Annotated in this window: 23 protein-coding genes and 1 riboswitch; of the genes, 13 read left to right on the forward strand and 10 right to left on the reverse strand. The window is 73.2% G+C overall.

What is annotated here, in order from left to right; genetic code table 11:
- The first annotated feature begins 337 nt into the window (after nucleotides 1–337).
- Nucleotides 338–739: a phosphatase PAP2 family protein gene (locus tag EDD32_RS20025; RefSeq protein ID WP_425459501.1), complete on the forward strand. Its 402-nt coding sequence runs from the start codon at nucleotides 338–340 to the stop codon at nucleotides 737–739.
- A 3-nt stretch (nucleotides 740–742) separates the two neighbouring features.
- On the opposite strand, the gene EDD32_RS12640 is transcribed toward EDD32_RS20025, so the two are convergent.
- The 3 genes from EDD32_RS12640 to eno form a co-directional block, all read right to left on the reverse strand.
- On the reverse strand, nucleotides 743–1,555 hold the full coding sequence (locus EDD32_RS12640; protein ID WP_123917998.1) for a hypothetical protein: 813 nt from the start codon (nucleotides 1,553–1,555) through the stop codon (nucleotides 743–745).
- A 16-nt stretch (nucleotides 1,556–1,571) separates the two neighbouring features.
- A riboswitch (Fluoride riboswitch) is annotated at nucleotides 1,572–1,651 on the reverse strand.
- Between the two features lie 63 nt (nucleotides 1,652–1,714).
- Nucleotides 1,715–2,953 (reverse strand): MFS transporter, encoded by a 1,239-nt coding sequence (locus tag EDD32_RS12645; protein WP_123918000.1) that lies wholly within the window; start codon nucleotides 2,951–2,953, stop codon nucleotides 1,715–1,717.
- Nucleotides 2,954–2,956: 3 nt separating this feature from the next.
- A complete protein-coding gene (gene eno / locus EDD32_RS12650) occupies nucleotides 2,957–4,219 on the reverse strand; it encodes a phosphopyruvate hydratase (RefSeq protein ID WP_123918002.1) in 1,263 nt (420 codons plus the stop codon).
- A 319-nt stretch (nucleotides 4,220–4,538) separates the two neighbouring features.
- On the opposite strand from eno, the gene EDD32_RS12655 reads away from it, so the two are divergent.
- The 4 genes from EDD32_RS12655 (at nucleotide 4,539) to EDD32_RS12670 (ending at nucleotide 7,699) form a co-directional block, all read left to right on the forward strand.
- Nucleotides 4,539–5,048 carry a FluC/FEX family fluoride channel gene (locus EDD32_RS12655; protein WP_123918004.1) on the forward strand — a complete coding sequence of 170 codons (510 nt, stop codon included), beginning with the start codon at nucleotides 4,539–4,541 and terminating at the stop codon, nucleotides 5,046–5,048.
- Nucleotides 5,045–5,395: a DUF190 domain-containing protein gene (locus EDD32_RS12660; protein ID WP_123918006.1), complete on the forward strand. Its 351-nt coding sequence runs from the start codon at nucleotides 5,045–5,047 to the stop codon at nucleotides 5,393–5,395. The genes EDD32_RS12655 and EDD32_RS12660 overlap by 4 nt, the downstream gene beginning before the upstream one ends.
- Nucleotides 5,392–5,766 carry a fluoride efflux transporter CrcB gene (gene crcB, locus EDD32_RS12665; RefSeq protein ID WP_123918008.1) on the forward strand — a complete coding sequence of 125 codons (375 nt, stop codon included), beginning with the start codon at nucleotides 5,392–5,394 and terminating at the stop codon, nucleotides 5,764–5,766. Before EDD32_RS12660 ends, crcB begins: the two co-directional genes overlap by 4 nt.
- A gap of 586 nt (nucleotides 5,767–6,352) precedes the next feature.
- Nucleotides 6,353–7,699 carry a nucleobase:cation symporter-2 family protein gene (locus EDD32_RS12670; protein WP_123920517.1) on the forward strand — a complete coding sequence of 449 codons (1,347 nt, stop codon included), beginning with the start codon at nucleotides 6,353–6,355 and terminating at the stop codon, nucleotides 7,697–7,699.
- Between the two features lie 106 nt (nucleotides 7,700–7,805).
- Here the strand turns inward: EDD32_RS12670 and ypfJ are convergent, their stop codons facing one another.
- Nucleotides 7,806–8,687 carry a KPN_02809 family neutral zinc metallopeptidase gene (ypfJ, locus tag EDD32_RS12675; RefSeq protein WP_123918010.1) on the reverse strand — a complete coding sequence of 294 codons (882 nt, stop codon included), beginning with the start codon at nucleotides 8,685–8,687 and terminating at the stop codon, nucleotides 7,806–7,808.
- 173 nt (nucleotides 8,688–8,860) lie between these two features.
- On the opposite strand from ypfJ, the gene EDD32_RS12680 reads away from it, so the two are divergent.
- Nucleotides 8,861–9,739, forward strand: a complete 879-nt coding sequence (locus tag EDD32_RS12680) for an aminoglycoside phosphotransferase family protein (RefSeq protein WP_211338812.1) — start codon at nucleotides 8,861–8,863, stop codon at nucleotides 9,737–9,739.
- 240 nt (nucleotides 9,740–9,979) lie between these two features.
- Nucleotides 9,980–11,569 carry an ABC-F family ATP-binding cassette domain-containing protein gene (locus EDD32_RS12685; protein WP_484103614.1) on the forward strand — a complete coding sequence of 530 codons (1,590 nt, stop codon included), beginning with the start codon at nucleotides 9,980–9,982 and terminating at the stop codon, nucleotides 11,567–11,569.
- A gap of 31 nt (nucleotides 11,570–11,600) precedes the next feature.
- Here EDD32_RS12685 and EDD32_RS12690 read toward each other — a convergent pair whose 3' ends face one another.
- Genes EDD32_RS12690 through EDD32_RS12700 form a run of 3 tightly spaced genes read right to left on the reverse strand, consistent with a single transcriptional unit; the run spans nucleotide 11,601 to nucleotide 13,164 of the window.
- Entirely contained in the window at nucleotides 11,601–12,584 is a 984-nt protein-coding gene (locus tag EDD32_RS12690) for an SURF1 family protein (RefSeq protein ID WP_123918014.1), read from the reverse strand.
- A complete protein-coding gene (locus EDD32_RS12695; protein WP_123918016.1) occupies nucleotides 12,581–12,823 on the reverse strand; it encodes a hypothetical protein in 243 nt (80 codons plus the stop codon). Before EDD32_RS12695 ends, EDD32_RS12690 begins: the two co-directional genes overlap by 4 nt.
- Entirely contained in the window at nucleotides 12,820–13,164 is a 345-nt protein-coding gene (locus EDD32_RS12700; RefSeq protein WP_123918018.1) for a DUF3099 domain-containing protein, read from the reverse strand. Before EDD32_RS12700 ends, EDD32_RS12695 begins: the two co-directional genes overlap by 4 nt.
- Before the next feature lie 101 nt (nucleotides 13,165–13,265).
- Between EDD32_RS12700 and fabG the strand changes: the two genes are divergently transcribed.
- From fabG to EDD32_RS12715, 3 genes are read left to right on the forward strand one after another with little or no spacing between them, the layout of a single operon-like run.
- Nucleotides 13,266–13,982, forward strand: coding sequence for a 3-oxoacyl-ACP reductase FabG (fabG, locus tag EDD32_RS12705; RefSeq protein ID WP_123918020.1), 717 nt, complete (start codon nucleotides 13,266–13,268; stop codon nucleotides 13,980–13,982).
- A gap of 58 nt (nucleotides 13,983–14,040) precedes the next feature.
- Nucleotides 14,041–14,808 (forward strand): enoyl-ACP reductase FabI, encoded by a 768-nt coding sequence (fabI, locus tag EDD32_RS12710; RefSeq protein ID WP_123918022.1) that lies wholly within the window; start codon nucleotides 14,041–14,043, stop codon nucleotides 14,806–14,808.
- Nucleotides 14,808–15,308, forward strand: a complete 501-nt coding sequence (locus EDD32_RS12715) for a SixA phosphatase family protein (protein ID WP_123918024.1) — start codon at nucleotides 14,808–14,810, stop codon at nucleotides 15,306–15,308. The genes fabI and EDD32_RS12715 overlap by 1 nt, the downstream gene beginning before the upstream one ends.
- Nucleotides 15,309–15,672: 364 nt before the next feature.
- Here EDD32_RS12715 and EDD32_RS12720 read toward each other — a convergent pair whose 3' ends face one another.
- From EDD32_RS12720 to EDD32_RS12730, 3 genes are read right to left on the reverse strand one after another with little or no spacing between them, the layout of a single operon-like run.
- Entirely contained in the window at nucleotides 15,673–16,716 is a 1,044-nt protein-coding gene (locus tag EDD32_RS12720) for a M48 family metalloprotease (RefSeq protein WP_123918026.1), read from the reverse strand.
- Nucleotides 16,713–17,105 carry a BlaI/MecI/CopY family transcriptional regulator gene (locus tag EDD32_RS12725; protein ID WP_123918028.1) on the reverse strand — a complete coding sequence of 131 codons (393 nt, stop codon included), beginning with the start codon at nucleotides 17,103–17,105 and terminating at the stop codon, nucleotides 16,713–16,715. The genes EDD32_RS12720 and EDD32_RS12725 overlap by 4 nt, the downstream gene beginning before the upstream one ends.
- A complete protein-coding gene (locus tag EDD32_RS12730; protein WP_246006119.1) occupies nucleotides 17,098–17,724 on the reverse strand; it encodes a hypothetical protein in 627 nt (208 codons plus the stop codon). The genes EDD32_RS12725 and EDD32_RS12730 overlap by 8 nt, the downstream gene beginning before the upstream one ends.
- Before the next feature lie 114 nt (nucleotides 17,725–17,838).
- On the opposite strand from EDD32_RS12730, the gene EDD32_RS12735 reads away from it, so the two are divergent.
- From EDD32_RS12735 to EDD32_RS12745, 3 genes are read left to right on the forward strand one after another with little or no spacing between them, the layout of a single operon-like run.
- Entirely contained in the window at nucleotides 17,839–18,573 is a 735-nt protein-coding gene (locus tag EDD32_RS12735) for a DsbA family protein (protein WP_123918030.1), read from the forward strand.
- A gap of 2 nt (nucleotides 18,574–18,575) precedes the next feature.
- Complete coding sequence (locus EDD32_RS12740; RefSeq protein ID WP_123918032.1) at nucleotides 18,576–19,553, forward strand: cytochrome c biogenesis CcdA family protein; 978 nt, start codon at nucleotides 18,576–18,578, stop codon at nucleotides 19,551–19,553.
- Entirely contained in the window at nucleotides 19,550–20,824 is a 1,275-nt protein-coding gene (locus EDD32_RS12745; RefSeq protein WP_123918034.1) for a PQQ-binding-like beta-propeller repeat protein, read from the forward strand. The genes EDD32_RS12740 and EDD32_RS12745 overlap by 4 nt, the downstream gene beginning before the upstream one ends.
- Nucleotides 20,825–21,000 lie beyond the last annotated feature (176 nt).

Consider the following 21,000-nt stretch of genomic DNA (forward strand, 5'->3'; position numbering starts at 1 on the left):
CAAGATTGCGGCGACGCGGGCGATCGGAGGAGGGTGTGATGCGGCGATCACATCCGGCCGAGGATGAAGCGCGGTGCCTGTCCACCATGGTGGCGTTGACGGCCCTGACTGTCGACGTCCTCGTGCATGGGCCCCTTACGCGGGTCGAGCGTGCGCTCGCGCAGAAGCCTTCGCCGGCGGCCAGGCCGTGGGGCTGGGTCACCCGGTTGGGTGAGGCTCCGGTGGTCGGGGCCTTGGCCGGGCGACAGTGCACGCCGCGTGGGGGAAGGAGTCGTGGTGGCGTCCCGCGGCCACCGTCTGCGGCGGTGCGCTGGTGAGGCGGCTTCTCAACGTCGCTGTGCGGCGAGAACGATCACCGTCCAGCTGGTGGCAAGGCGTGCCGAAGGGCCCCAGCTTTCCCTCTCGTCACGCGACCTGGGCGGCACTGGCGCTGGGAACGGTCGCCGCACGGTGCCACGGTCGGGTCGCCGGAGGGCTCGTCCGCGTCGTGGGGGGCGCGGTGGTGACCGGGGTGGGGGCGAGCCGGGTGCGTCTGGGGATACACTGGCCAAGCGACGTCGTCGCCGGGGTGCTCCTGGCCCGGGTCTGGGCAGGATGGGTCGGGAGGCTGCCACGGAGGGCGCCCTGTACTTCTCGGTGGCTGGGAAACCGTGCGGATACTCATCACCGTGAGCCCGCCACGGAACGCGGCCGCGCGGCCACCAGCGGGAAGATGCGCCGTGTCCACGAGCTGGCATGAGGTTCAGGTCGCGGTCCCCGCGCCCTCGTCGGACACGTGGACGGCGAGGGGGAACGCCCAACCGGCGAACCAGCCCAGCGCTGCGACCCAGGAAGCGTCCTCCTCGGTGGTGGCGGGCCGGCCGCGGTCGGTCATGGACTCGATGAGGGGGCCGAGAAGATCCGCCGTCTCGAGCAGACGTGCGCCGACCCGGTCGGCCGTGTGACGGGGAAGGTCCCTGGCGGCGAGGAGGTGCGGCCGGCACGTCCGGCCGGCGTCGTCCGCGGTGAGCTGGCGATCCCGCGGGACGCCTGCCTCTGCGGCGCAGACCGGGCAGACCCATGGGCGCCAGACCCGCTCGGTCTGGCGGAGCCATGCGGTGGTGAACGTGAGCCGGTTGGCCTCCTCGGTCAGGGCTGCGGTGTCCGACCCTGCGTAGCCGACCGGCGCTCCTGACGGTGCGGCGGCGCTCAGCTCCTCGCAGATGCGGCAGGCCGCTCCAGCAGTCAACACCGAGGCCAGGTTGGCGGCGAGGATCCGGCGCCTGGTCAGCTCCGTGGCCGCGTGCTCGAGGAGGTCCTTGTAGAGGATGGCCACGTCGAAGGGCTGGTGGCCCCCGCGTGCCCCCGGACCGTACGTCCACAGCTCGATCTCGACGACGGCGTAGGCCCAGCTGTGCCTCGGGCACAGGCCGTACGAGGCTCGCAGCTGCCGGCGCATCTCGGGATCCATGATGTCGCCGTGGACGAAGGACCACAGCTGGCGCACCTCCTCGGTGGTCAGCCGGAGGTCCTTCGTTCCCGCTGGCGCCGGCGGTGGGGGGTCGGGCGTTGCCATGGTCGGGTTCCTCTCGTCACCGGGAGGAACCATCAGCTGCCTGTGTGGCGGCGGTTGCGACGTCGTGTCCGGGCGGGATCCATCACCCAGATCCGACTTTACGCCCCGCCCCGTCGACCTCGCTCGGCGACGCCTGCCGGTGCCCTGATGGGGAGGGAGTCAGTCGCGCGCCCGTGCCGGCGCGGTGACGACCTTCGCGGCGATCAGCGAGCCGACCATCCACGTGGCCGCGTAGGCGAACGCGACGGTGGGCGAAACCGCAGCCCAGAGCAGGCCGGCGACCAGGGAGGCGCCCAGGTCGCCGAGGGACTGGACCAGGCCGAGGACGCCGTAGCCGTTGCCGCGGAGGTGGTCGGGGAGGATGAGCGCGACGAGTGTCGTCTCGGCGGTCTCGGCCAGGCCGATGCCGATGCCGGCAAGGACGAACGCGGCCAGGACGAGCGGCCAGGCTTGCTGGTCGAGCGCGAAGAGGGCGTAGGCGCCGACGTAGCAGGCAGCACCGGCGGCGAAGACGCCACGGGGACCGCGCCGATCGGTGAGGTGCCCGCCACCGATGGAGGCGATCGTGGCGGCGCCGTTGTGGGCGGCGTACAGGACGATGGCCAGGCTGGTCGCGGCCACCAGGCTGCGTCCCTGGGCGTGCAGGAGGTCGGTGGCCCGCAGGATCAGCAGGGTGGTGGCAACGTTGCCCAGCTCGAACATCGCGACGGGAAGGAAGGCCCGGGCCAGGCCGGCCCGCCGGAGCTCCCCCAGGTTGAAGGAGAGCGTGCGCCTGCCCTGCTCGGCTCCGAGTACCCGGCGGGCCTCGCGGGCAGCCAGCGTGATGGCGACGGCGGCGAGCACGCCGGGGATGAAGGCGAGGAGGATGGTGTGGCGAACCCCGACGACGCCGACGAGGGCAGCGGCGAGAAGGGGGCCGAGGACGGCGCCGGCGTTGTCGCCGGCACGCTCGAGACCCGCGGCGCGCCCGTAGGCCTCGCGCGGGACCAGAGAGACGAGCAGGGTGTCGCGGGCGGGGGAGCGGATCCCGCGGGACATCCAGCCCAGGGCCCGAAGGATCGCGACCTGCCACACGGCGGTGGCCACGCCGATCAACGAGGTCGCGACGGCGGTGAGCACGTACCCGCCACGGGCCAGGTTGGCCCGGCGCCCAGGGTCGCTCGACAGCGGACCACCGGCCAGCTTGCTCAGTCCGATGAGGGCGTCCGAGACCCCCTCGATGGCCCCGAGCGCCCCCGGCCCGGCGCCGAGAGTGGTCGTGAGCAAGGTAGGCAGGACACTGGTGGCCATCTCGTGGCCGGTGTCGGAGAAGAACGAGGCGGCTCCGATGCTCCCCACACCGGGTGTCAACCACCGCGGCGACGGGGCCGGATCGGTGCCGTGGCGGTCCGAGGCCATGGGTCAGGCGAGCCCGTACGGCAGGTCGGTGGTGGCGGCGATCTGCAGGAGCCGGTTGTACTTTGCCACGCGCTCACCTCGGGCGGGGGCACCGGACTTCAGCTGACCGCACCCGGTACCGACGGTGAGGTCGGCGATGAAGCTGTCCTCGGTCTCACCGGAGCGGTGGGAGACCATCTGGGTGTAGCCGGCGTCGCGGCACAGGCGCATCGCCTCGAGGGTCTCGGACACCGAGCCGATCTGGTTGAGCTTGATGAGGGCGGAGCTGCCGAGCTTGCGCCCGATGGCCTCGGTGATGATCGCGGGGTTGGTGACGAAGATGTCGTCGCCCATGATCTGGGCCCGGCCGGCCAGGCGCTCGGTCAGGGCGACCCAGCCGTCCCAGTCACCCTCCGCGAGACCGTCCTCGATGGACCACACCGGGAAGTCGGCGACCATCTGGGCGTACCGCTCGATCATCTCGGTGCTGGTCAGGCTCTCCCCGGCGACCCGGTAGGAGCCGTCGTCGTAGAACTCGCTCGCCGCCGGGTCCAGGGCGATCGCCACCCCGGCACGTCCGGCGGTGTACCCGGCACCCTCGATCGCCTCGACCAGCAGGGCCAGGACGTCCTCGGGCCGGGTGATGTCCGGGGCGAAACCGCCCTCATCCCCCAGGCCGGTGGCGAACCCGCGGTCCTGGAGCAACGAGCGGAGCCTGCCGTACACGGTCGCCCCGGCGCGGACCGCCTCGGGCAGCGACGGGGCGCCGATCGGGGCGATCATGAACTCCTGGAAATCGAGGGAGTTCGGGGCGTGCGCGCCGCCGTTGAGCACGTTGAAGTGCGGGACCGGCAGCCGCGGGGAAGTACCGCCGAGGCGCAGGTACGTGTACAGCTCGTTGGTGCCGGCCAGGGCGCGGGCCAGGGCCATGGAGACGCCGATGATCGCGTTCGCCCCGAGGCGAGCCTTGTTCCCGGTGCCGTCGGCGTCGTTCATCGCCCGGTCCACCTCCGCCAGGGCCGACCAGGTCCGGGACCGCAGCAGCTCCGCGAGCTCGCCGTTGACGTTGCTGACCGCACGGGTGACACCCTTGCCGCCGTACCGGTCGGCGTCGCCGTCGCGCAGCTCGACCGCCTCCCGGCTGCCCGTCGAGGCACCCGAGGGCACACCCGCCGAAGCCCTCTGCCCGGTGGACAGCTCCACGGACACGCGCAGCGTGGGATTCCCCCGGGAGTCCAGGATCTCCAGCGCGTCCAGGTCAGTGATACCGAAGCTCTCTGCGCCCATCGTCGATCGCCCCTCTCCTCCACGCCGCCCGGCGCGGTCACCGGCGAGGAACCACGATGAAGGGTCACCGCAGCCCCCGCCCTCTCGGACAAGACCAGGGACCGTTGGCGGCATCTGCCGCAGTTGAAGGCGAGCCCCACCGCCGTGACAACCACGACGCTACTCCCACCCACGTGGCGCGGGGAGGACCAAAAGACGGACACGGCTGGCGCGCACCACAGGGGCTACTACGCTGCTGAGAATCCGGCGGTGGGGCTCGCCGGCCCCAACCGCGGTTCCTCCGCCAACGGTCCCTGCAGGCACACCAGGAGGAACACGCATGCCCGAGCGCAGCAACCAGGTCGCCACGGACCCGGATCTCATTCCCGAGACCGCCAGGCGCGAGACCCCCGGCCGCCGGGCCCGGCCCAGGATCGTGCTCGACGTTCCCCTTGTCATCGCGGCCGGCGGGGCTGCTGGCGCCGTTGGCCGCTACGGGATCGCCCTCTGGCAACCTCACGGTCCCGGTTCCTTCCCGTGGGCAACCTTCTGGACCAACGTGACCGGGTGCCTGGTGATCGGGGTGCTCATGGTGCTCCTGACCGAACTCGGCGGACGCCCGCACCGACTCATCCGCCCCTTCGTCGGGGTCGGCATCCTGGGCGGCTTCACCACCTTCTCTACCTACGCCGTCGACGTTCACGAGCTCCTAGGGGCGGGAGCGCCGAGCACCGCGCTGGTGTACATGTTCGCCACCGTCGCCGCTGCCCTCGTCGCGGTGGAGATCGGCATGGCCATCACCCGCTGGGCCACCCGCGCCCGGCCCGACAGGGAAGGACAGGAACCATGAAAGAAGGAAGCAGACTGCTGCGGCTGACGGTCCTGGTCGGGGAGTCCGACCAGTGGCACCACCGCCCCGTCTACGCCGAGATCGTCCACCGCGCACATGACGCGGGGCTGGCCGGGGCGTCGGTCTTCCGTGGTCTTGAGGGCTTCGGCCGCTTCCACAAGATCCATACCAGCCGGATCCTGAGCCTCAGCGAGGACCTCCCGCTGAGCATCGTCATCATCGACGAGGAAGCGAAGATCCGCGCTTTCCTGCCCCGGCTCGACGAGGTGGTCACCGAGGGGGTCGCCGTCATCGACGAAGTCGAGGTGGTCCGTCACTTCGGCGACACCGCCGCAAAGCCGGCATGACGCTCCTCCTGGTCGCCGTCGGCGCCACGGTCGGAGCGCCGCTTCGCTACTACACCGACCGGGCCATCCAGTCCCGGCACGATTCCGTCTTCCCGTGGGGCACCCTCACCGTCAACGTCATCGGTTCCCTCATCTTGGGTGTCCTGGCGGGTGCTGCTTCAGCCGGAGGGGTGCCGCAGACCGTCCTCACCCTCGTCGGTGTGGGGTTCTGCGGGGCCCTGACCACGTACAGCACCTTCAGCTACGAGACCATGCGGCTGACCGAGAGCGGTTCCCGGCTCTACGCGCTGCTCAACATCCTGCTCAGCCTCACCGCCGGCCTCGGCGCCGCGTGGCTTGGCCTCACCATCGCCCTTGCACTCCGCGGGTAAAGGACCAATCCCTCCGGCCAGTGCTCCACGGTCCGTCGCCGCGGATGATCCGCGGCTCGCTAGAGTTGCCGATGGTGGGCGGGCTGCCCACCCGAGACCACGACGTAACCCGTCACGGTCTCGCCACCTCCGTCTCGGCGGGGGCACGCGCACGGCCCGATTCCCCCAGGATTCCCCCACAGCCTCCCGGCTCACGGCGAACGTCCAGGTCAGGACGGGTTCGGACAGTTCAACGTCTGAGAGCCTCGGCGACGACCGGCCGCCGGCGACGACTGCCCGCCGGCGACGACCGGCCGCCGCTGCGTCGTCGCCGTCCGGCAGCCTCGGCCCGGCACCCCACGTGGGTGCCGGGCCGCCGTCGTCCCCGCTTCCAGGACGCGGAAAAAGATTCGTTATCTGGAAAAATCTGTCCAAATCTCCTTCCGTCCGGGCGGCCCGTGCCCTAGCGTGTGCCGAACGTCCAACGACGGACTCACCAGGAGGTCACGTGTCACGCCCCGTCACGACAGGACCGACCAGGCACCCGGTCGACGAGATCCCCCGGCTCGACCGGCTGTTCCCCCTCGGGCTCCAGCACGTGCTGGCGATGTACGCGGGTGCCGTCGCGGTCCCCCTCATCGTCGGCGGGGCGCTCGGCTACTCCTCCGCCGACATCGCCTTCCTCATCAGCGCCGACCTCTTCGTCGCCGGCGTCGCCACGTTGGTCCAGTCGATCGGGTTCTGGCGTTTCGGCGTGCGGCTGCCCCTCATGCAGGGCGTGACGTTCGCCGCCGTCGGGCCGATGATCGCCATCGGCAACCAGTACGACATCACGGCGATCTTCGGGGCCACCATCGCGTGCGGGCTCTTCATGATCGCGCTGGCGCCCGTCTTCTCGTCGGTCCTGCGCTACTTCCCCCCGCTCGTGACCGGCACGGTCATCATGATCATCGGGCTCTCGCTCATGGGCGTGGCCGCGGGCTGGATCACCAACAACGAGGAGTCGGCGCAGCCGCGCGACCTCGCCTTCGCAGCTGCCACGCTGATCTTCATCATCATGCTCGAGAAGTTCGCGCCGCCCGCTCTCGCCCGCGTCTCGGTCCTCCTGGGGCTGGTGGTGGGCACGATCGTGGCGGTTCCGTTCGGCATGGTCGACTGGAGCGGCGTCAGCGAGGCCGGCTGGTTCGCCGTCATCACACCGCTGCACTTCGGGCTGCCGACCTTCCCGATCGCCGCCGTCATCTCGATGCTCGTGGTCGGTCTCGTCATCATGACGGAGACGACCGGCGACATGCTCGCGGTCGGGGAGATCGTCGACCGACCGGTGACCAAGCAACAGCTCGGTGACGGCCTGCGCGCCGACGGCCTGTCCACGATGCTCGGCGGGTTCTTCAACACGTTCCCCTACACGGCCTTCGCCCAGAACGTCGGCCTGGTGAGCCTCACCCGGGTGAAGTCGCGATGGGTGACCGCCATGTCCGGCGTCATCCTCATCGCCCTGGGCCTGGTTCCCAAGGTCGCCGCCGTCGTCGAGGGCGTGCCGCGTGCCGTGCTCGGAGGAGCGGGCATCGCCCTGTTCGGCATGGTCGTCGCGGCCGGTGTGCGGACGCTGGTCAAGGTCCACTTCACCAACACGAACATCCTCGTCGTGGCGATCGCGGTGGGCATCGCGCTGCTGCCGACCGTCCAGCCCGAGATCTACGCGAACTTCCCCAGCTGGTTCCAGCTCATCTTCGACTCGGGCATCAGCGCCGGCGCCATCGCCGCGATCCTGCTGAACCTGCTGCTCAACCGCGACCAGCTGAACGACGACCACGTGGCGGCCGCGCACGGGGCCCGGTCGATCCCGAAGAACCTCTCCCGGCCCGACGAGGTGCGGCAGGCGGAGGCGGCCAGGGCCGCGAACCGGTCTGACGGCGACGCCGCCGACGACGGCGCGGACCCCCGCCGCTGAGCGAGGTCGTGGAGCTGCGCCGGGCGGACGAGCCGCATGACGGCGCCCCTCGCGGTGGTCGTGACCAGAGCGACGGCGTCACCCTGACGGGGTGGCGCCGTCGTCGTCAGAGCGTCTCGGCGGCGAAGGTGTCGCAGGCCGCCATCGACGCCTGCTCGTAGCCGGTGACGAACCAGCGCTGGCGCTGCTCGGCCGAGCCGTGGGTCCACGTGTGCGGGTCGACCTCCTGCCCCGCGCCCTCCTGGATCCGGTCGTCGCCGACGGCGGCGGCGGCATCGAGCGCGTCGTTCACCTGTTCCCGCGTGGGTGGCTCGAGGAACGTCGCTCCGGAGTCGGGGTCGACGACCGTGGCCGCCTGGCCGACCCACATGCCTGCGTAGCAGTCCGCCTGCAGCTCCAGGCGCACCCCGTCGGACTCCGGGCCGGTGCCCTGCCGGTCGATCGTGGACATCGTGCCCTGCTGGTTCTGGATGTGGTGGCCCCACTCGTGGGCGACGATGTACATCTGGGCGAGCGGGGCGTTCTCGGCGCCGAGCTGGGACTCCAGCTGGTCGAAGAAGCCCATGTCGAGGAAGACCGAGGCGTCCGGCGGGCAGTAGAACGGTCCGACGGCGGACGTCGCGTTGCCGCACCCGGTGGAGACCGAGTTCTCGAACAGCTCGAAGCCGGGCATCTGGTACTCGATGTCCGCCTGCTCGGGGAGCGCGGCGACCCAGTACTGGTCGAGCGCGTCGGCGGTGTAGATCATGCGGCAGTCGGTGAACTCGTTGGCGTCCTCGCCGGTCTGGCAGTGCGAGAAGTCCTGCGTCCCCTCCTCCTGGGTCTGCTCGCCACCCCCGCCGCCGAGGACGCCGGAGAGGTCCACGCCGGTGAACATGTAGATGAGCAGCGCCACGAGACCGAGCCCGCCGCCCACGGCTGCGCCCTTGCCGCCACGGGAGCTGCGCACGCGTCCGGTGTCGGCCCGGACGTCCTTGTTGAAGGTCATGGGCACAAACTAGTTCCACCGTCGTCACGCGGCATGGCGAGGGATCGGCGCAGCCCCGTACCGCCCGTATCGTCCGGTTCGGCGGTGCCGAGCCGCCCGTGGTGGGCGGTCCGACGCGCGGGCGCCGCCCGTGCGTCGGACCGTGGAACGCGCCGGTGCGGGAGGATCGGACGATGGCGCGCACACCCTCGGCCGAGCTCGACGTCGGTGCCGACGTGGTGCGCCGCCTCCTCGCGGACCAGCACCCCGACCTGGCGGAGCTACCCCTGGGTGCTGCCGCCAGCGGGTGGGACAACCTCGTGCACCGGCTCGGCGACCGGCTCGCGGTGCGCACCCCGCGGCGGCAGGCGGCCGCAGCGCTCGTGCGCCACGAGCAGCGCTGGCTGCCCGGGCTGGCGCCCGGCCTGCCCGTCCGGGTGCCCGTCCCGGTCCGGACGGGCACCCCCACCACCTACTACCCGTGGCACTGGTCGGTCGTGCCCTGGTTCCCCGGCGTCTCGGCTCTGACGCTCCCGCCGGAGCGGCGTGACGTCCTGGCCCCGGCGTTCGCGGACTTCCTCCTCGCCCTGCACCGGCCGGCGCCGCCCGGGGCGCCGCACAACCCCGTCCGAGGTGTCCCGCTCGGGAACCGTGATGACGTGGTGCGGGAACGGCTCGCCGGCGCCGACGCCCGGCTCGTCGCCGTGTGGGACCGGGCCCTGGCGGCCCCGGCCTGGGACGGGCCCGCGCTGTGGCTGCACGGCGACCCCCACCCCGCCAACCTCGTCGTCGACGGCGGCCGGCTCGCCGCCGTCGTCGACTTCGGCGACCTCACCGCCGGTGACCCGGCGACCGACCTCGCCGCCGCCTGGCTCGTGTTCGGCAAGGCCGGCCGTCAGGTGCTGCGCTCGCGGGTCGGCCCGTCGCCCGACACCTGGGTCCGCGCGGCAGGCTGGGCGCTGGCGATCGGCTCCGCCCTCGTCACCACCTCCGACGACGCCCCCGCGATGCGGGGGGTCGGGGACGCCGCGCTCGCAGCGCTGGCGCACGGCGACCGCGGAGCCGGAACGTGAGCACCGGCTGCCTCCGAGACGCCGACTCTGACCGCCGGCTGCCTCCGGGGCGCCGACTCCTGACCGCCGGCACCGACCCATGGGTGCTGCAGGGTGACGGATCTCCCCTCCGCAGCCCCGACGGCCCGCCGTACACTGGGAAGGCGCACGTCCGCGAGGGAGTCCCGCCCGCGGCCACGACACCCCCACCATCTGCAGCGACCGAGGTATGCCCCTGTGATCACCGCCCACGACCTGACGATGCGCATCGGCGCCCGTGAGCTCCTGCACGAGGCGAACTTCCGGATCGACTCCGGGATGCGGATCGGCCTCGTGGGCCGCAACGGCGCCGGCAAGACCACCCTGACCAAGCTCCTGGCCGGCGAGGCCGCCACCTCCGGCGTCGTCCAGCACACCGGCCAGATCGTCCGCAGCGGTGACATCGGCTACCTCCCGCAGGACCCGCGCACCGGTGACATGGACGTCCTCGCCCGCGACCGGGTGCTCTCCGCCCGCGGGCTGGACGACCTGGTCCGGCGGATCCGCCGGGCCGAGCACGCGATGGCCACCTCCGAGGGCGAGGCCCAGACGAGGGCCATGGAGAAGTACGTCCGCCTCGACGCCGAGTTCGCCGCCCAGGGCGGCTGGGCCGCCGAGTCCGACGCCGCGCGCATCACCTCCAACCTCGGGCTGCCCACCCGCGTCCTCGAGCAGCCGCTGCACACCCTCTCCGGTGGCCAGCGGCGCCGCGTCGAGCTCGCCCGGATCCTGTTCTCCGGCGTCCAGACCCTGCTGCTCGACGAGCCCACGAACCACCTCGACCACGACTCGATCGTGTGGTTGCGCGAGTACCTGCGCACCTACTCGGGCGGGTTCGTCGTCATCAGCCACGACGTCGAGCTGCTCCGCGAGACCGTCAACCACGTCTTCTACCTCGACGCCAACCGCGGCGTCCTCGACGTGTACAACATGGGCTGGGACGCCTACGTCAAGCAGCGCGAGGCGGACGAGCGCCGCCGGCACCGCGAGCGGGCCAACGCCGAGAAGAAGGCCGGCGCGCTCATGGCCCAGGCCGACAAGATGCGGGCCAAGGCCACCAAGACCGTCGCCGCCCAGAACATGGCCCGGCGCGCCGAGCGCCTGCTGTCCGGCCTGGAGGAGACCCGCCGCGCCGACAAGGTGGCGCACCTGCGCTTCCCCGACCCCGCCCCGTGCGGGAAGACCCCGCTGACCGCGGAGGGGCTGAGCAAGTCCTACGGCTCGCTCGAGGTCTTCACCGACGTCGACCTCGCCATCGACCGGGGCTCCAAGGTCGTCGTCCTGGGCCTGAACGGGGCCGGCAAGACCACCCTGCTGCGCATCCTCGGCGGGGTCGAGGAGGCCGACACCGGTGAGGTTGTGCCCGGGCACGGTCTCAAGATCGGCTACTACGCCCAGGAGCACGAGACCCTCGACGTCGAGCGGACCGTCGTGGAGAACCTTCGCTCGGCGGCACCCGACCTCGACGACACCGGGGTGCGGAGCGTGCTGGGCTCCTTCCTGTTCTCCGGCGACGACGCGGACAAGCCAGCGAAGGTCCTCAGCGGCGGCGAGAAGACCCGGCTGGCCCTGGCCGTCCTGGTCGTCTCCTCCGCGAACGTCCTCCTCCTGGACGAGCCGACGAACAACCTCGACCCCGCCAGCCGTGAGGAGATCCTCGGGGCGCTGCGGGCCTTCACCGGCGCCGTCGTCCTCGTCACGCACGACGAGGGGGCGGTCCAGGCGCTCAACCCCGAGCGGGTGCTCCTGCTTCCCGACGCCGACGAGGACCTGTGGAGCGAGAGCTACCTGGAGCTCGTGACCCTGGCCTGACGGTCGCGACGTCGGGTCGACGGTCCGCCGGTCAGCCGCCGTGCCGGCCGGCGCGAGGAGCGGTCCGGCCGTCGGTGTCCGTGCCGGCCGGTGCGTCGATGGCTGCCGTCACCGGTGCGTCGACGGCTGTCGTCACCGGTGCGTCGATCACCCGCCCCGCCGGTCGACCGTCGGCCGGACGTCCGGGCGGGAGGGCGGCCTGCCGGCGCAGCCCCGCGAGGACCTCCAGGTCCTCCTCGTGCTCGGCCCGGCCGCCCGTGCGCACCGGTCCGTAGCCCGAGCGCTCGGCCGCCTCGCGCCTGGCGAGCACCACGGGCGCCGCGAGAGCCCCGAGAGCGAAGAGCCCCCACTGGATCGTGTACGACAGGTTCATGCCGTAGTTGAAGGTCGGGCGGGCGTAGCTCCCGAGGGTGACGTCGGCGGCGGGGCGCTCCTCGGCCGCGACGACATACCCCTCGAGCGGCTCGGCACCGACGGCCTCGGGCGGCGAACCCGCGGCCGCGAGCACGGTCGGCGGGTCGAGGCTGTAGACCTGCCCGTCGGCGGCGACCCGGTCCTGCGGCGTCTCGGCCAGCCGCAGCCGCGCGACGAGCTCGACCGTCCCCTCCGGCGACGCAGGTGCGGACCCGGCCTCGGCGGTGGGGAGCCAGCCGCGGTCGACGACGACGAGCAGCCCCTCGCCGTCGACGTCGGCGAGGAAGGGGGCGACGACGTGCACGGCGGCGGTGCCCTCGACGGGGCGGTTGCGCAGGAGGACCGGCTCGCCGACGTACCGGCCGGTAAGGACCACCGGGCGCCACTGCGACCCGGCGTCGACGACGGGACGGCCCAGAGCCTGGCCGAGAGGTACCGGCTCGGCGTCGTGGACGGCGTCGACCTGCGCGGCCTGCGCCGAGCGGTCCTGGTAGCGACTCCACTGCCAGGCGCCCAGGAGGACGCACACGAGCGAGACGAGCACCATCGTGGTGATCAGCCGCACCCACCGCGGGGCGGTGAGGAAGGCGTAGCGGCTCACCCGTGGGTCTCGTCGAGGTCGGCGACGGCGATGACGTCGCGCAGGAAGCTGCGCTGATCGAGGAAGCCGCGCAGGCCCTCGAGGTGGTCCTCGCAGGCGAGCCAGACCTTGCGCCGGCCGGGCGTGTGCAGGCGCGGGTTGTTCCAGAGCAGCGCGTGCACCGCTTCGGCGCCGCAGCCCTTGGCGCTGCAGCGCAGCTCCTCGACCTCGACGTAGGGCAGGGCGGCGTCGGGGCTCATCGCAGGTACTCCGTGAAGGGGTCGTAGGGGAGCGGACGGGCGGCCCCGATGCCCAGCTGTCCCGGGTCACCCGGCCCGCCGGGCAGCAGGTTCGCGGACGGCTCCGGCTTCTCCCGGCCGGCGTTGGCCACCAGCACGGCCAGCAGGGGCAGCAGGACCGCACCGACGAGGCACAGCCACTTCCACGGACCGGGCACCACGAAGAGCAGGAGGATGCAGCCGGTCCGGATGCCCATGGAGACGAGGTAGCGGATGGTGCGGTCGTGGACGTCCTCGGCCAGGGCGCGGCGCACCGAGGTGATCGCCTGGACCTGCGACCCGGAGTCGCGCCGCCTCCTCACCCATACAGGTTACGCCGCCGTCCCACGGACGGCCTTCGCCGGTCCCGGCGGGCGTCGGCTACGGTTTCCTCGCAGCGACACAGCGATGAACGGGAGACGACGTGGGCGAGCAGACGGCACGCAGCGTGCTGGTGACCGGCGCGAACCGGGGCATCGGCCGCGCCATCGCCGAGCGGTTCGTCGCCGCCGGCGACAAGGTCGCCACGATCTACCGCTCCGGTGACCTGCCCGACGGCGTCCTCGGCGTCACCGGTGACGTGCGCGACACCGCCTCGGTCGACGCCGCCTTCACCCAGGTGGAGGAGGCGCACGGCCCGGTCGAGGTCGTCGTCGCCAACGCCGGTGTCACCCGCGACCAGCTCCTCATGCGCATGAGCGACGAGGACTTCGAGACCGTCATCGACACCAACCTCGCCGGCGCGTTCCGCGTGGCCCGGCGGGCGAGCAAGGGCATGATCCGGGCGCGCCGCGGGCGCATCGTCCTCATCTCCTCCGTCGTGGCGCTCTACGGCGGACCGGGTCAGGTCAACTACGCCGCCTCCAAGGCGGGCCTCGTCGGGATCGCCCGCTCCATCACCCGCGAGCTCGGCGGCCGCGGGATCACCGCCAACGTCGTGGCACCGGGCTTCATCGACACCGCCATGACCCAGGCCCTGCCGGAGAGGCAGCAGCAGGCCTATCTCGGCGCGATCCCCGCGGGCCGTTTCGGCGGCGTCGACGACGTCGCGGCAGCGGTGGAGTTCCTCGCCGGCGACGGCGCGGCCTACATCTCCGGCGCGGTGATCCCCGTCGACGGCGGCCTCGGCATGGGGCACTGACCGCCCCTGCTCACCCGCGGCCCCCACGGGCCGCGCCCCGGACCAACCTAGGAGAGACATGGGACTGCTCGACGGCAAGACGATCCTCGTCACCGGCGTCCTCAAGGACAGCTCGATCGCCTTCCACGTGGCGCGGCTCGCCCAGGAGCAGGGCGCCACCGTCGTCCTGACCTCTTTCGGCCGGCAGTTCCGCCTCACCGAGGTCACCGCCCGCCGGCTCCCGGCCCCGGCGCCGGTGGTCCAGCTCGACGTGACGGACGAGGACGACCTCGCCGCCCTCGCGGACCGGGTGCGCGAGCACACCGACCACCTCGACGCCGTCGTGCACTCCATCGGCTTCGCCCCGCAGTCGGTCATGGGTGGGAGCTTCCTCGACGGCCGGTGGGAGGACGTCGCGACGGCGGTCCACGTCTCCGCGTACTCCCTCAAGGCGCTCGCCGTGGCCGCGAAGCCGCTCATGGGCCGCGGGTCCGCCGTCGTCGGGCTCACCTTCGACGCGAGCTTCGCCTGGCCCGTGTACGACTGGATGGGTGTGGCGAAGGCCGCCTTCGAGGCGACCTCCCGTTACCTGGCCCGTGACCTCGGCAAGGACGGCATCCGCTGCAACCTCGTCGCGGCCGGTCCGGTGAAGACGACGGCGGCGACCTCGATCCCCGGCTTCGAGCAGGTCGAGGGCGGCTGGGACGAGCGCGCGCCCCTGGGCTGGGACGTCGCGGACGCCGACCCCACCGCCCGCACCGTGCTGGCCCTGTGCTCGGACTGGCTGCCCGCCACCACCGGCGAGATCGTCCACGCCGACGGCGGCGTCCACGCCATGGGCGTGTGATGGCGCGGACCCTCGTCCTGCTCCGCCACGCCAAGGCCGAGCCCGAGCGCGACCTCGGGGACGCCCGGCGACCGCTGGCGGCGAAGGGACGACGCCAGGCGGCCGCGCTCGGCCCGGCACTGGCCGACGCCGTCGGCGCCGTGGACCTGGCGCTGGTCTCCTCGGCGCTGCGCACCACCGAGACGTTCAAGCTGCTCGCCGGCGGGGTGGCCGTGCGGGAGCAGACCGTGGTCGACGACCTCTACGTCGCCGGTCCGCGAGAGGTGCTGGCCCTGCTGCACGGGGTGCCGGAGTCGACCGGGACCACCCTCGTCGTCGGGCACGAGCCGACCATCTCCCATCTCGCCTCGATGCTTCACGACGACGCCGACGACCTCGCCCTGCAGGTCTCCCTGGGCGTGCCCACCGCGACGGCCTGCATCCTCACCCTGCGGACGGGGTGGCGCGAGCTCGACCGCTCGACCGCCCACCTCACGCGGCTGCTGCGCCCGGACCACTGAGGGCGCCGCGGGCGGCCGCGCTGGGTCGAGGCGGCTCCCGGCGTCGCCGCGCAGCGTCAATGCGCCCCCGGCGTTGCCGCGCAGCGTCAATGCGCCCCCGGCGTTGCCGCGCAGGGTTGAGGCACGCCCCGCGCGTTCCCGATGCACTGCCGCCACCGCACATCGGCGCTGGCCCCGCGGAACCGCGGGACCAGGTTGCCCACGTGGTCGTGATCAGCAGCCATCCGAGCGAACTCGTCGGGTCGCCGCGCAGCTTCGGCCGGTGGCCGTGAATCGGTTCTGCTCATGTGGTCGCGATCAGCAGCCATCTGAGCAGTTTCGTCAGGCGCTGGCGGCCCGGGATGAACACCAGGCGGACTTCGGCTCAGCAGGTGCCGGTCACCAGCACCGTGCCGTAGGGCACGACGACGAGGGCGACCACGGTGACGACGGCCGCGAGGTAGGCGACGACGGCGGCCAGTCCCCAGCGTGACGGCGGCGACGGCGGTGTCACGAGCCGGGCGGTGCGCCACGGCACGGCCCGGCCGGCCACGTGGAGCGTCGGCACCCCGGCCGGGAGCTGCTGCAGGTCGGGGTGACCGCCCAGGGCCAGCAGCGCCCCGGCCAGGGCACGCGTGCCGGCCGCGCGGCGCGCCGCGTCGTCGGCAGCCATCTCGGCGTAGCGGGCCGCCGATCGGTGCGCGTGGGCGACGAGCGGGACCCGGCCCAGGACCCGGGCCAGCGCGGCCAGCAGGCCGAGGAGCGTGTGGTGGCGCTGGAGGACGTGGGCGCGCTCGTGGCCGAGCACGGCGTGGAGCTGCGGCGCGGTGAGGGCATCGAGCCCGCCGCTGGTCAGCACGACGCCGCGACGTCCGGGCAGTGCGTACGCGGCTGGTGCGTCGTCCTCGACGAGCCAGACGACGACGTCGTCCCCGGCCTCGGGCGGTGGTGCGTTGGCGTGCAGGGTCGTGCCGTGCGGTGCGTTGCCGTGCAGAGCGTCGGCTCGCAGGGCTGTGCCGCCCAGGGCAGCGAGGTGGGCGTCGGCGGCACGGCCCGCGCGGGCCAGGTCGACCGCGGCGCGCCCCACCAGCGCGAGCGCCAGGACGGCGGGCACGAGGAGAAGGACGAAGACGGGGACGTCGGTGGTCGCGGGCGTCGTCGCCGGGCCGAAAGGGTTGGTGGCCACGAGGCACCGGCGGCAGACGTCGCCCACGGCCCCGGGCAGCGCCGGCCCGGTGACAGCCCACGCCAGGAGCGGGCCGAGGACGAGGAGCCCCGCGGTCCAGGCGAGCGCGGCACCCGTCCACGCGGCCAGGCCCAGGCGCGGCCGCGCGCTGAAGGTCGGCGTCGGGCGCCGGCGCAGGCGCGGCGCGAGGGCGCCGACGCCGAGCAGCACGGCCAGGAGCACGGCGAGGACCGCGGCGGTCATCGCCGCGGTGCCCGTGCGTCGTCGTCGTGCACGTCGCCGAGCAGGCTCCGGAGGAGGTCGACGTCCTCGGGTGACATCCGCTCGACGAAGTGGAGGAACGACGCGGCCCGGTCGGGGGTGGCGGAGAAGGTCTCCGCCATGAGCCCGCCGCAGTACTCGCTGCGGCTGGGGCCGTGACGGTAGGCCCAGGTGCGTCCTGCGGTCACCCGCTCGGCCATGCCCTTGCGCACGAGGTTGCCCAGGACCGTGGCCACGGTGGTGTACGCCAGGCCGGACGTGAGCCGGTCGAGCACCGCCCGGGTGGTCATGTCCGTACCGGCGTCCCACAGGACCTCCATGACCTCGCGCTCCAGGCTGCCGAGCCGGGGGAGGGGTGCGAGCTCAGGCATGCCCGGCGGAGGTCGGCTCGGCGGCGGTCGGCTCGGCGGCGGTCGGGCCCGCGGCGGTCGGCTCGGCGTCGCTCGGCGCAGCGGTCGCGGCCGTCGCGGCCGCCGGTACCCGGCAGTAGACCTCGCCGCGCAGCCGGACCACCAGCGCGCCGGCCGTCAGGGCGAGCCCGGCCACTCCCAGCAGCGGCTGGAAGGGGGCGAACCACGTGAGTGCGCCGGTGTAGCCGAGGGCCAGCAGGGCGATCTTGTTGCACACGGGGCACCCCACGGCGAACCACATGAGCACGCCCCCGGCCATCCCCGCCCGGCTCGGGCCCTCGCCGGCGGGGTCGGGTGCCGGCTGCGCGCGCCGCGGGCGGACGTACGTCGCGACGAGCATCCCGGCGACGAGCGACGTGAGGATCCACACCGGGTAGTTCCACCACACGACCGGGATCTCCCGGCCGAACACGGGGTTGGGGATGAGGACCGTCGGGATCCCGATGGCGAGGGCGACCGCGACGGCGGCGACCGCCGAGACGGCCCACCGAGCCGGCGTCCACGCCCGCAGCGCCGTCGCCGCGGTGCTCAGCGTGCCGGAGCGGGCGGGAAGGAGCGGGGTGGAGGTTCCGGGAGGCATGCGTCTACTATGCCGGATAGAGGGCTACTACGTCACGTAGTAGACCGTCCGTCACCACCGGGACCGCCCCGGGCCACCCCCGGTACTCCCCAGTCATCTCCGAAGGAGACCCCCATGCCCGCAGCGTCCGCCCGCCGGGTCCCGGCCTGGCTCGTCCCCGCCGCGATCGTCCTCGTCGCCCTCGTCCTGCTCGTCGTCTCCGTCGTCGGGGGCGACGACGAGGGCGCCGCCCAGCAGCCGGCCGCGACAGCACCCTCCGACGCTCCGGTGGCCGACGTCGTCGAGCCCGAGCAGCAGACCCTGGAGATGGCGCGCCGAGAGGAGGGCGACGCCCTGGCGTACGGACCGGTCGACGCCCCGGTGACGCTCGTCGTCTACAACGACTTCCAGTGCCCCTTCTGCGCCGTCTGGGCGAAGGACACCGAGCCGACGATGATGGAGTACGCCGACGCCGGCGACCTCCGGATCGAGTGGCGCGACATCAACGCCTTCGGTCCGGTCTCGGTCCGCGCGGCGCAGGCCGCCTACGCGGCGGGTGAGCAGGACGCCTACGTCGAGTACCACCACGCGCTCTTCGAGGGCGGGGAGAAGCGGCCCGCCGACGAGCTGACCGACGAGGCGCTCATCGCCCTCGCCGGCGAGCTCGGCCTCGACGTCGAGCGCTTCACCGCCGACCTGGACTCCCCGGAGGTCGCGGCCGGCGTGCAGGCGAACGTCGACGAGGCCGCCGCCATCGGCGTGTACTCCACCCCGGCCTTCCTCCTCGGTGGCACCCCGATCCTCGGCGCCCAGCCCACCGAGGTGTTCGTCCAGGCCCACGAAGAGGCGCTGGCGAAGGCGCAGGGCTGACCGTGGAGATCAGCCTCCTCGCCGCGTTCCTCGGTGGTGTCCTCGCCCTCCTGAGCCCGTGCGGCGCGCTGCTGCTGCCGGCGTTCTTCGCCTCGACGCTCGGCGCGGGATCCCGCCTGCTCGCGCACGGCGCCGTCTTCTTCGTGGGCCTCTCGCTCACGCTCGTCCCGCTGGGGCTGGGTGCGTCGTTCGTGGGGTCGCTCGTGACCACCGAGCGTGACCTGCTCATCACGGTCGCCGGCTGGCTCATCGTCGCCTTCGGCATCGCCCAGATCCTCGGGTTCGGCTTCGACCTCTCCCGGGTTCTCCCTGGGGCGCGGAACATCCAGGCCACGGCGCCGCGGCGCACCGGGGTGACCCGGTCGTTCCTCCTCGGCACCGTCTCGGGGATCGCCGGCTTCTGCTCCGGTCCGATCCTCGGTGCCGTGCTCACCATGGCCGCCACCGAGGACAACCTCGTGGCCGCCGGGGGTCTGCTCGCGGTCTACGGCGCCGGGATGGTCGTGCCGCTGTTCCTCCTCGTTGCCGCGTGGGGGCGGCTCGGGACGGCCGGGCGGGCGCGGCTGCGCGGCCGGGAGCTGGCCGTGGGGCCGTTGCGCCTGCACACCACCTCGGTGATCACCGGCGTGCTGCTCGTCGCCGTCGGCGTCGTCTTCCTCAGGACCAACGGCATGGCCGCCCTGCCCGAGCTCCTGCCCGCGGCGCTGCTCGCGCAGCTCCAGCGGGCGGTCCTCACGGTCTCGGCCGCCGTCCCCGAGCAGGTGGTCATCGTCGTGGCGGCGCTCGCCGCGCTGGCGGTGTGGTTCGTCCTGCGCCGTCGCGCAGCGGAGGAGCCGGGCGACGACCCGGCCGGTGCGGCTGAGCCCGTTGCCGCAGGCGAGCGCGTTGCCGTTGCGGAGCCCGACGTCGCGGCGGAGCCCGTTGTCGCGGGCGAGCCCATTGCGGTGGCGGAGCCCGACGCCGCCAGGAGGCAGTCATGACGCGCGCCACCCGACGGGTCGCGCTGCGCCGGGGCGGCGCCGGGGCCGTCCTGGTCCTCGCGGCGCTGGCCGGGTGCGCGGACACCGGCGACGACGGCGCACCGGTGGACCCCACCCCTGTCGTCGTCGGGGAGACTGCCCCGACGGCGCCCACCGGCGCCTCCCTGCCCCTGCCGCTGGCACCGTTCCGCATGGTCGAGCCCGGTTGGGACCAGGTGCCGGAGGAGCTCGACGGGATCTTCCTCGGCCTGGCCGAGCCCACCGCGGACGGTGACACGTCTGACGGCGACATGTCGGACGGCGACATGTCGGACGGTGACGGGGCCGACGGCGACACGGTCGACGGCGCCGCGCTGAGGTTCGTGGCCGCGGACGAGCAGGGAACGGTGCTCTGGGAGGCCGCCCGTCCGCCGTCGTGCACCGGCTTCGCCCTCACCCGAGCCGGGGACCGGGCCCTCGCCGTCCTCACCGACCTCGCGCCGACGGACGACGCCGTGGCGGGCACCACCGCCACCGCCTACGACCTCACCACGGGGGAGCGGGTCTGGGGTCCGGTCGAGGTGCCCGGGCCCCACCACGGTCCGGGACTCGTGTTCTCGGCCGCGGCTCCGCGTGCGACTGTGGGCGAGACCGGTTCCCGGGTGGTCCTCGACCCGGCCACCGGCGAGGTCCTCGCCGACGAGTCGGACGGCTCAGACACCGCGGTCGTCGGTGAGTACGACGGGACGGTGCTGACGGCCGTGGACGGCGAGCTCGTGGCGACCGACGCCGCCGGCGGTACGACGGCCTGGCGGGTGTCGCTCGCCTCGCTCGGCCTCGACGGGACGCCGACCGCTGTGGCCGGTGCCCGGCCGCCGCACGGCACCGCCCTCCTGGGTGAGCCGGGCGACGCAACCGGCGCCCTGGTCGATCTCGCCGACGGTGCGGTCCTGGCGACCGACGTGGCCGACGCCCGCCGCGATCCCAGCTCCGGCACGGTGGTCGCGCTCGGTGAGGAGGGCGTGACAGGGCTTCCGGCCACCGGCGAGCCCTGGGAGGTGCCGGTGGCGGACACGCGCCTCGCCGCGGCGGGCGGAGCACTGGTCTACATGCGGGTCGGCGACGCCCTCCAGGTGCTCAACGCCACCGGCGCTGAGGCCCAGGCGTACGGCGAGGCGGGCTCGGCGGGTCTCGCCGTCCCCGTGCTGTTCTCGGCCGGCGGAGCCGCCGTGGTAACCACGGAGACGGGCTACGGCCTCGTCACCACCGCGCCGTCGGAGGCCGAGGACTGATCAGGCCGTCGGTGACGAGTCTGCTGATCTGGTCGTGATGAGCAGCCATCCGAGCAGGTTCACCGGCTGACCCGTCGCGCGGTTGCCCACATGGTCGTGATCAGCAGCCATCGGAGCGACTTCGTCCGGGTCGGCGTGGCAAGTCCGGGCGGCGCCTGCGCGACCTCGTCCGGGTC

The organism is Georgenia muralis, from assembly GCF_003814705.1.
Taxonomy (GTDB): Bacteria; Actinomycetota; Actinomycetes; order Actinomycetales; family Actinomycetaceae; genus Georgenia; species Georgenia muralis.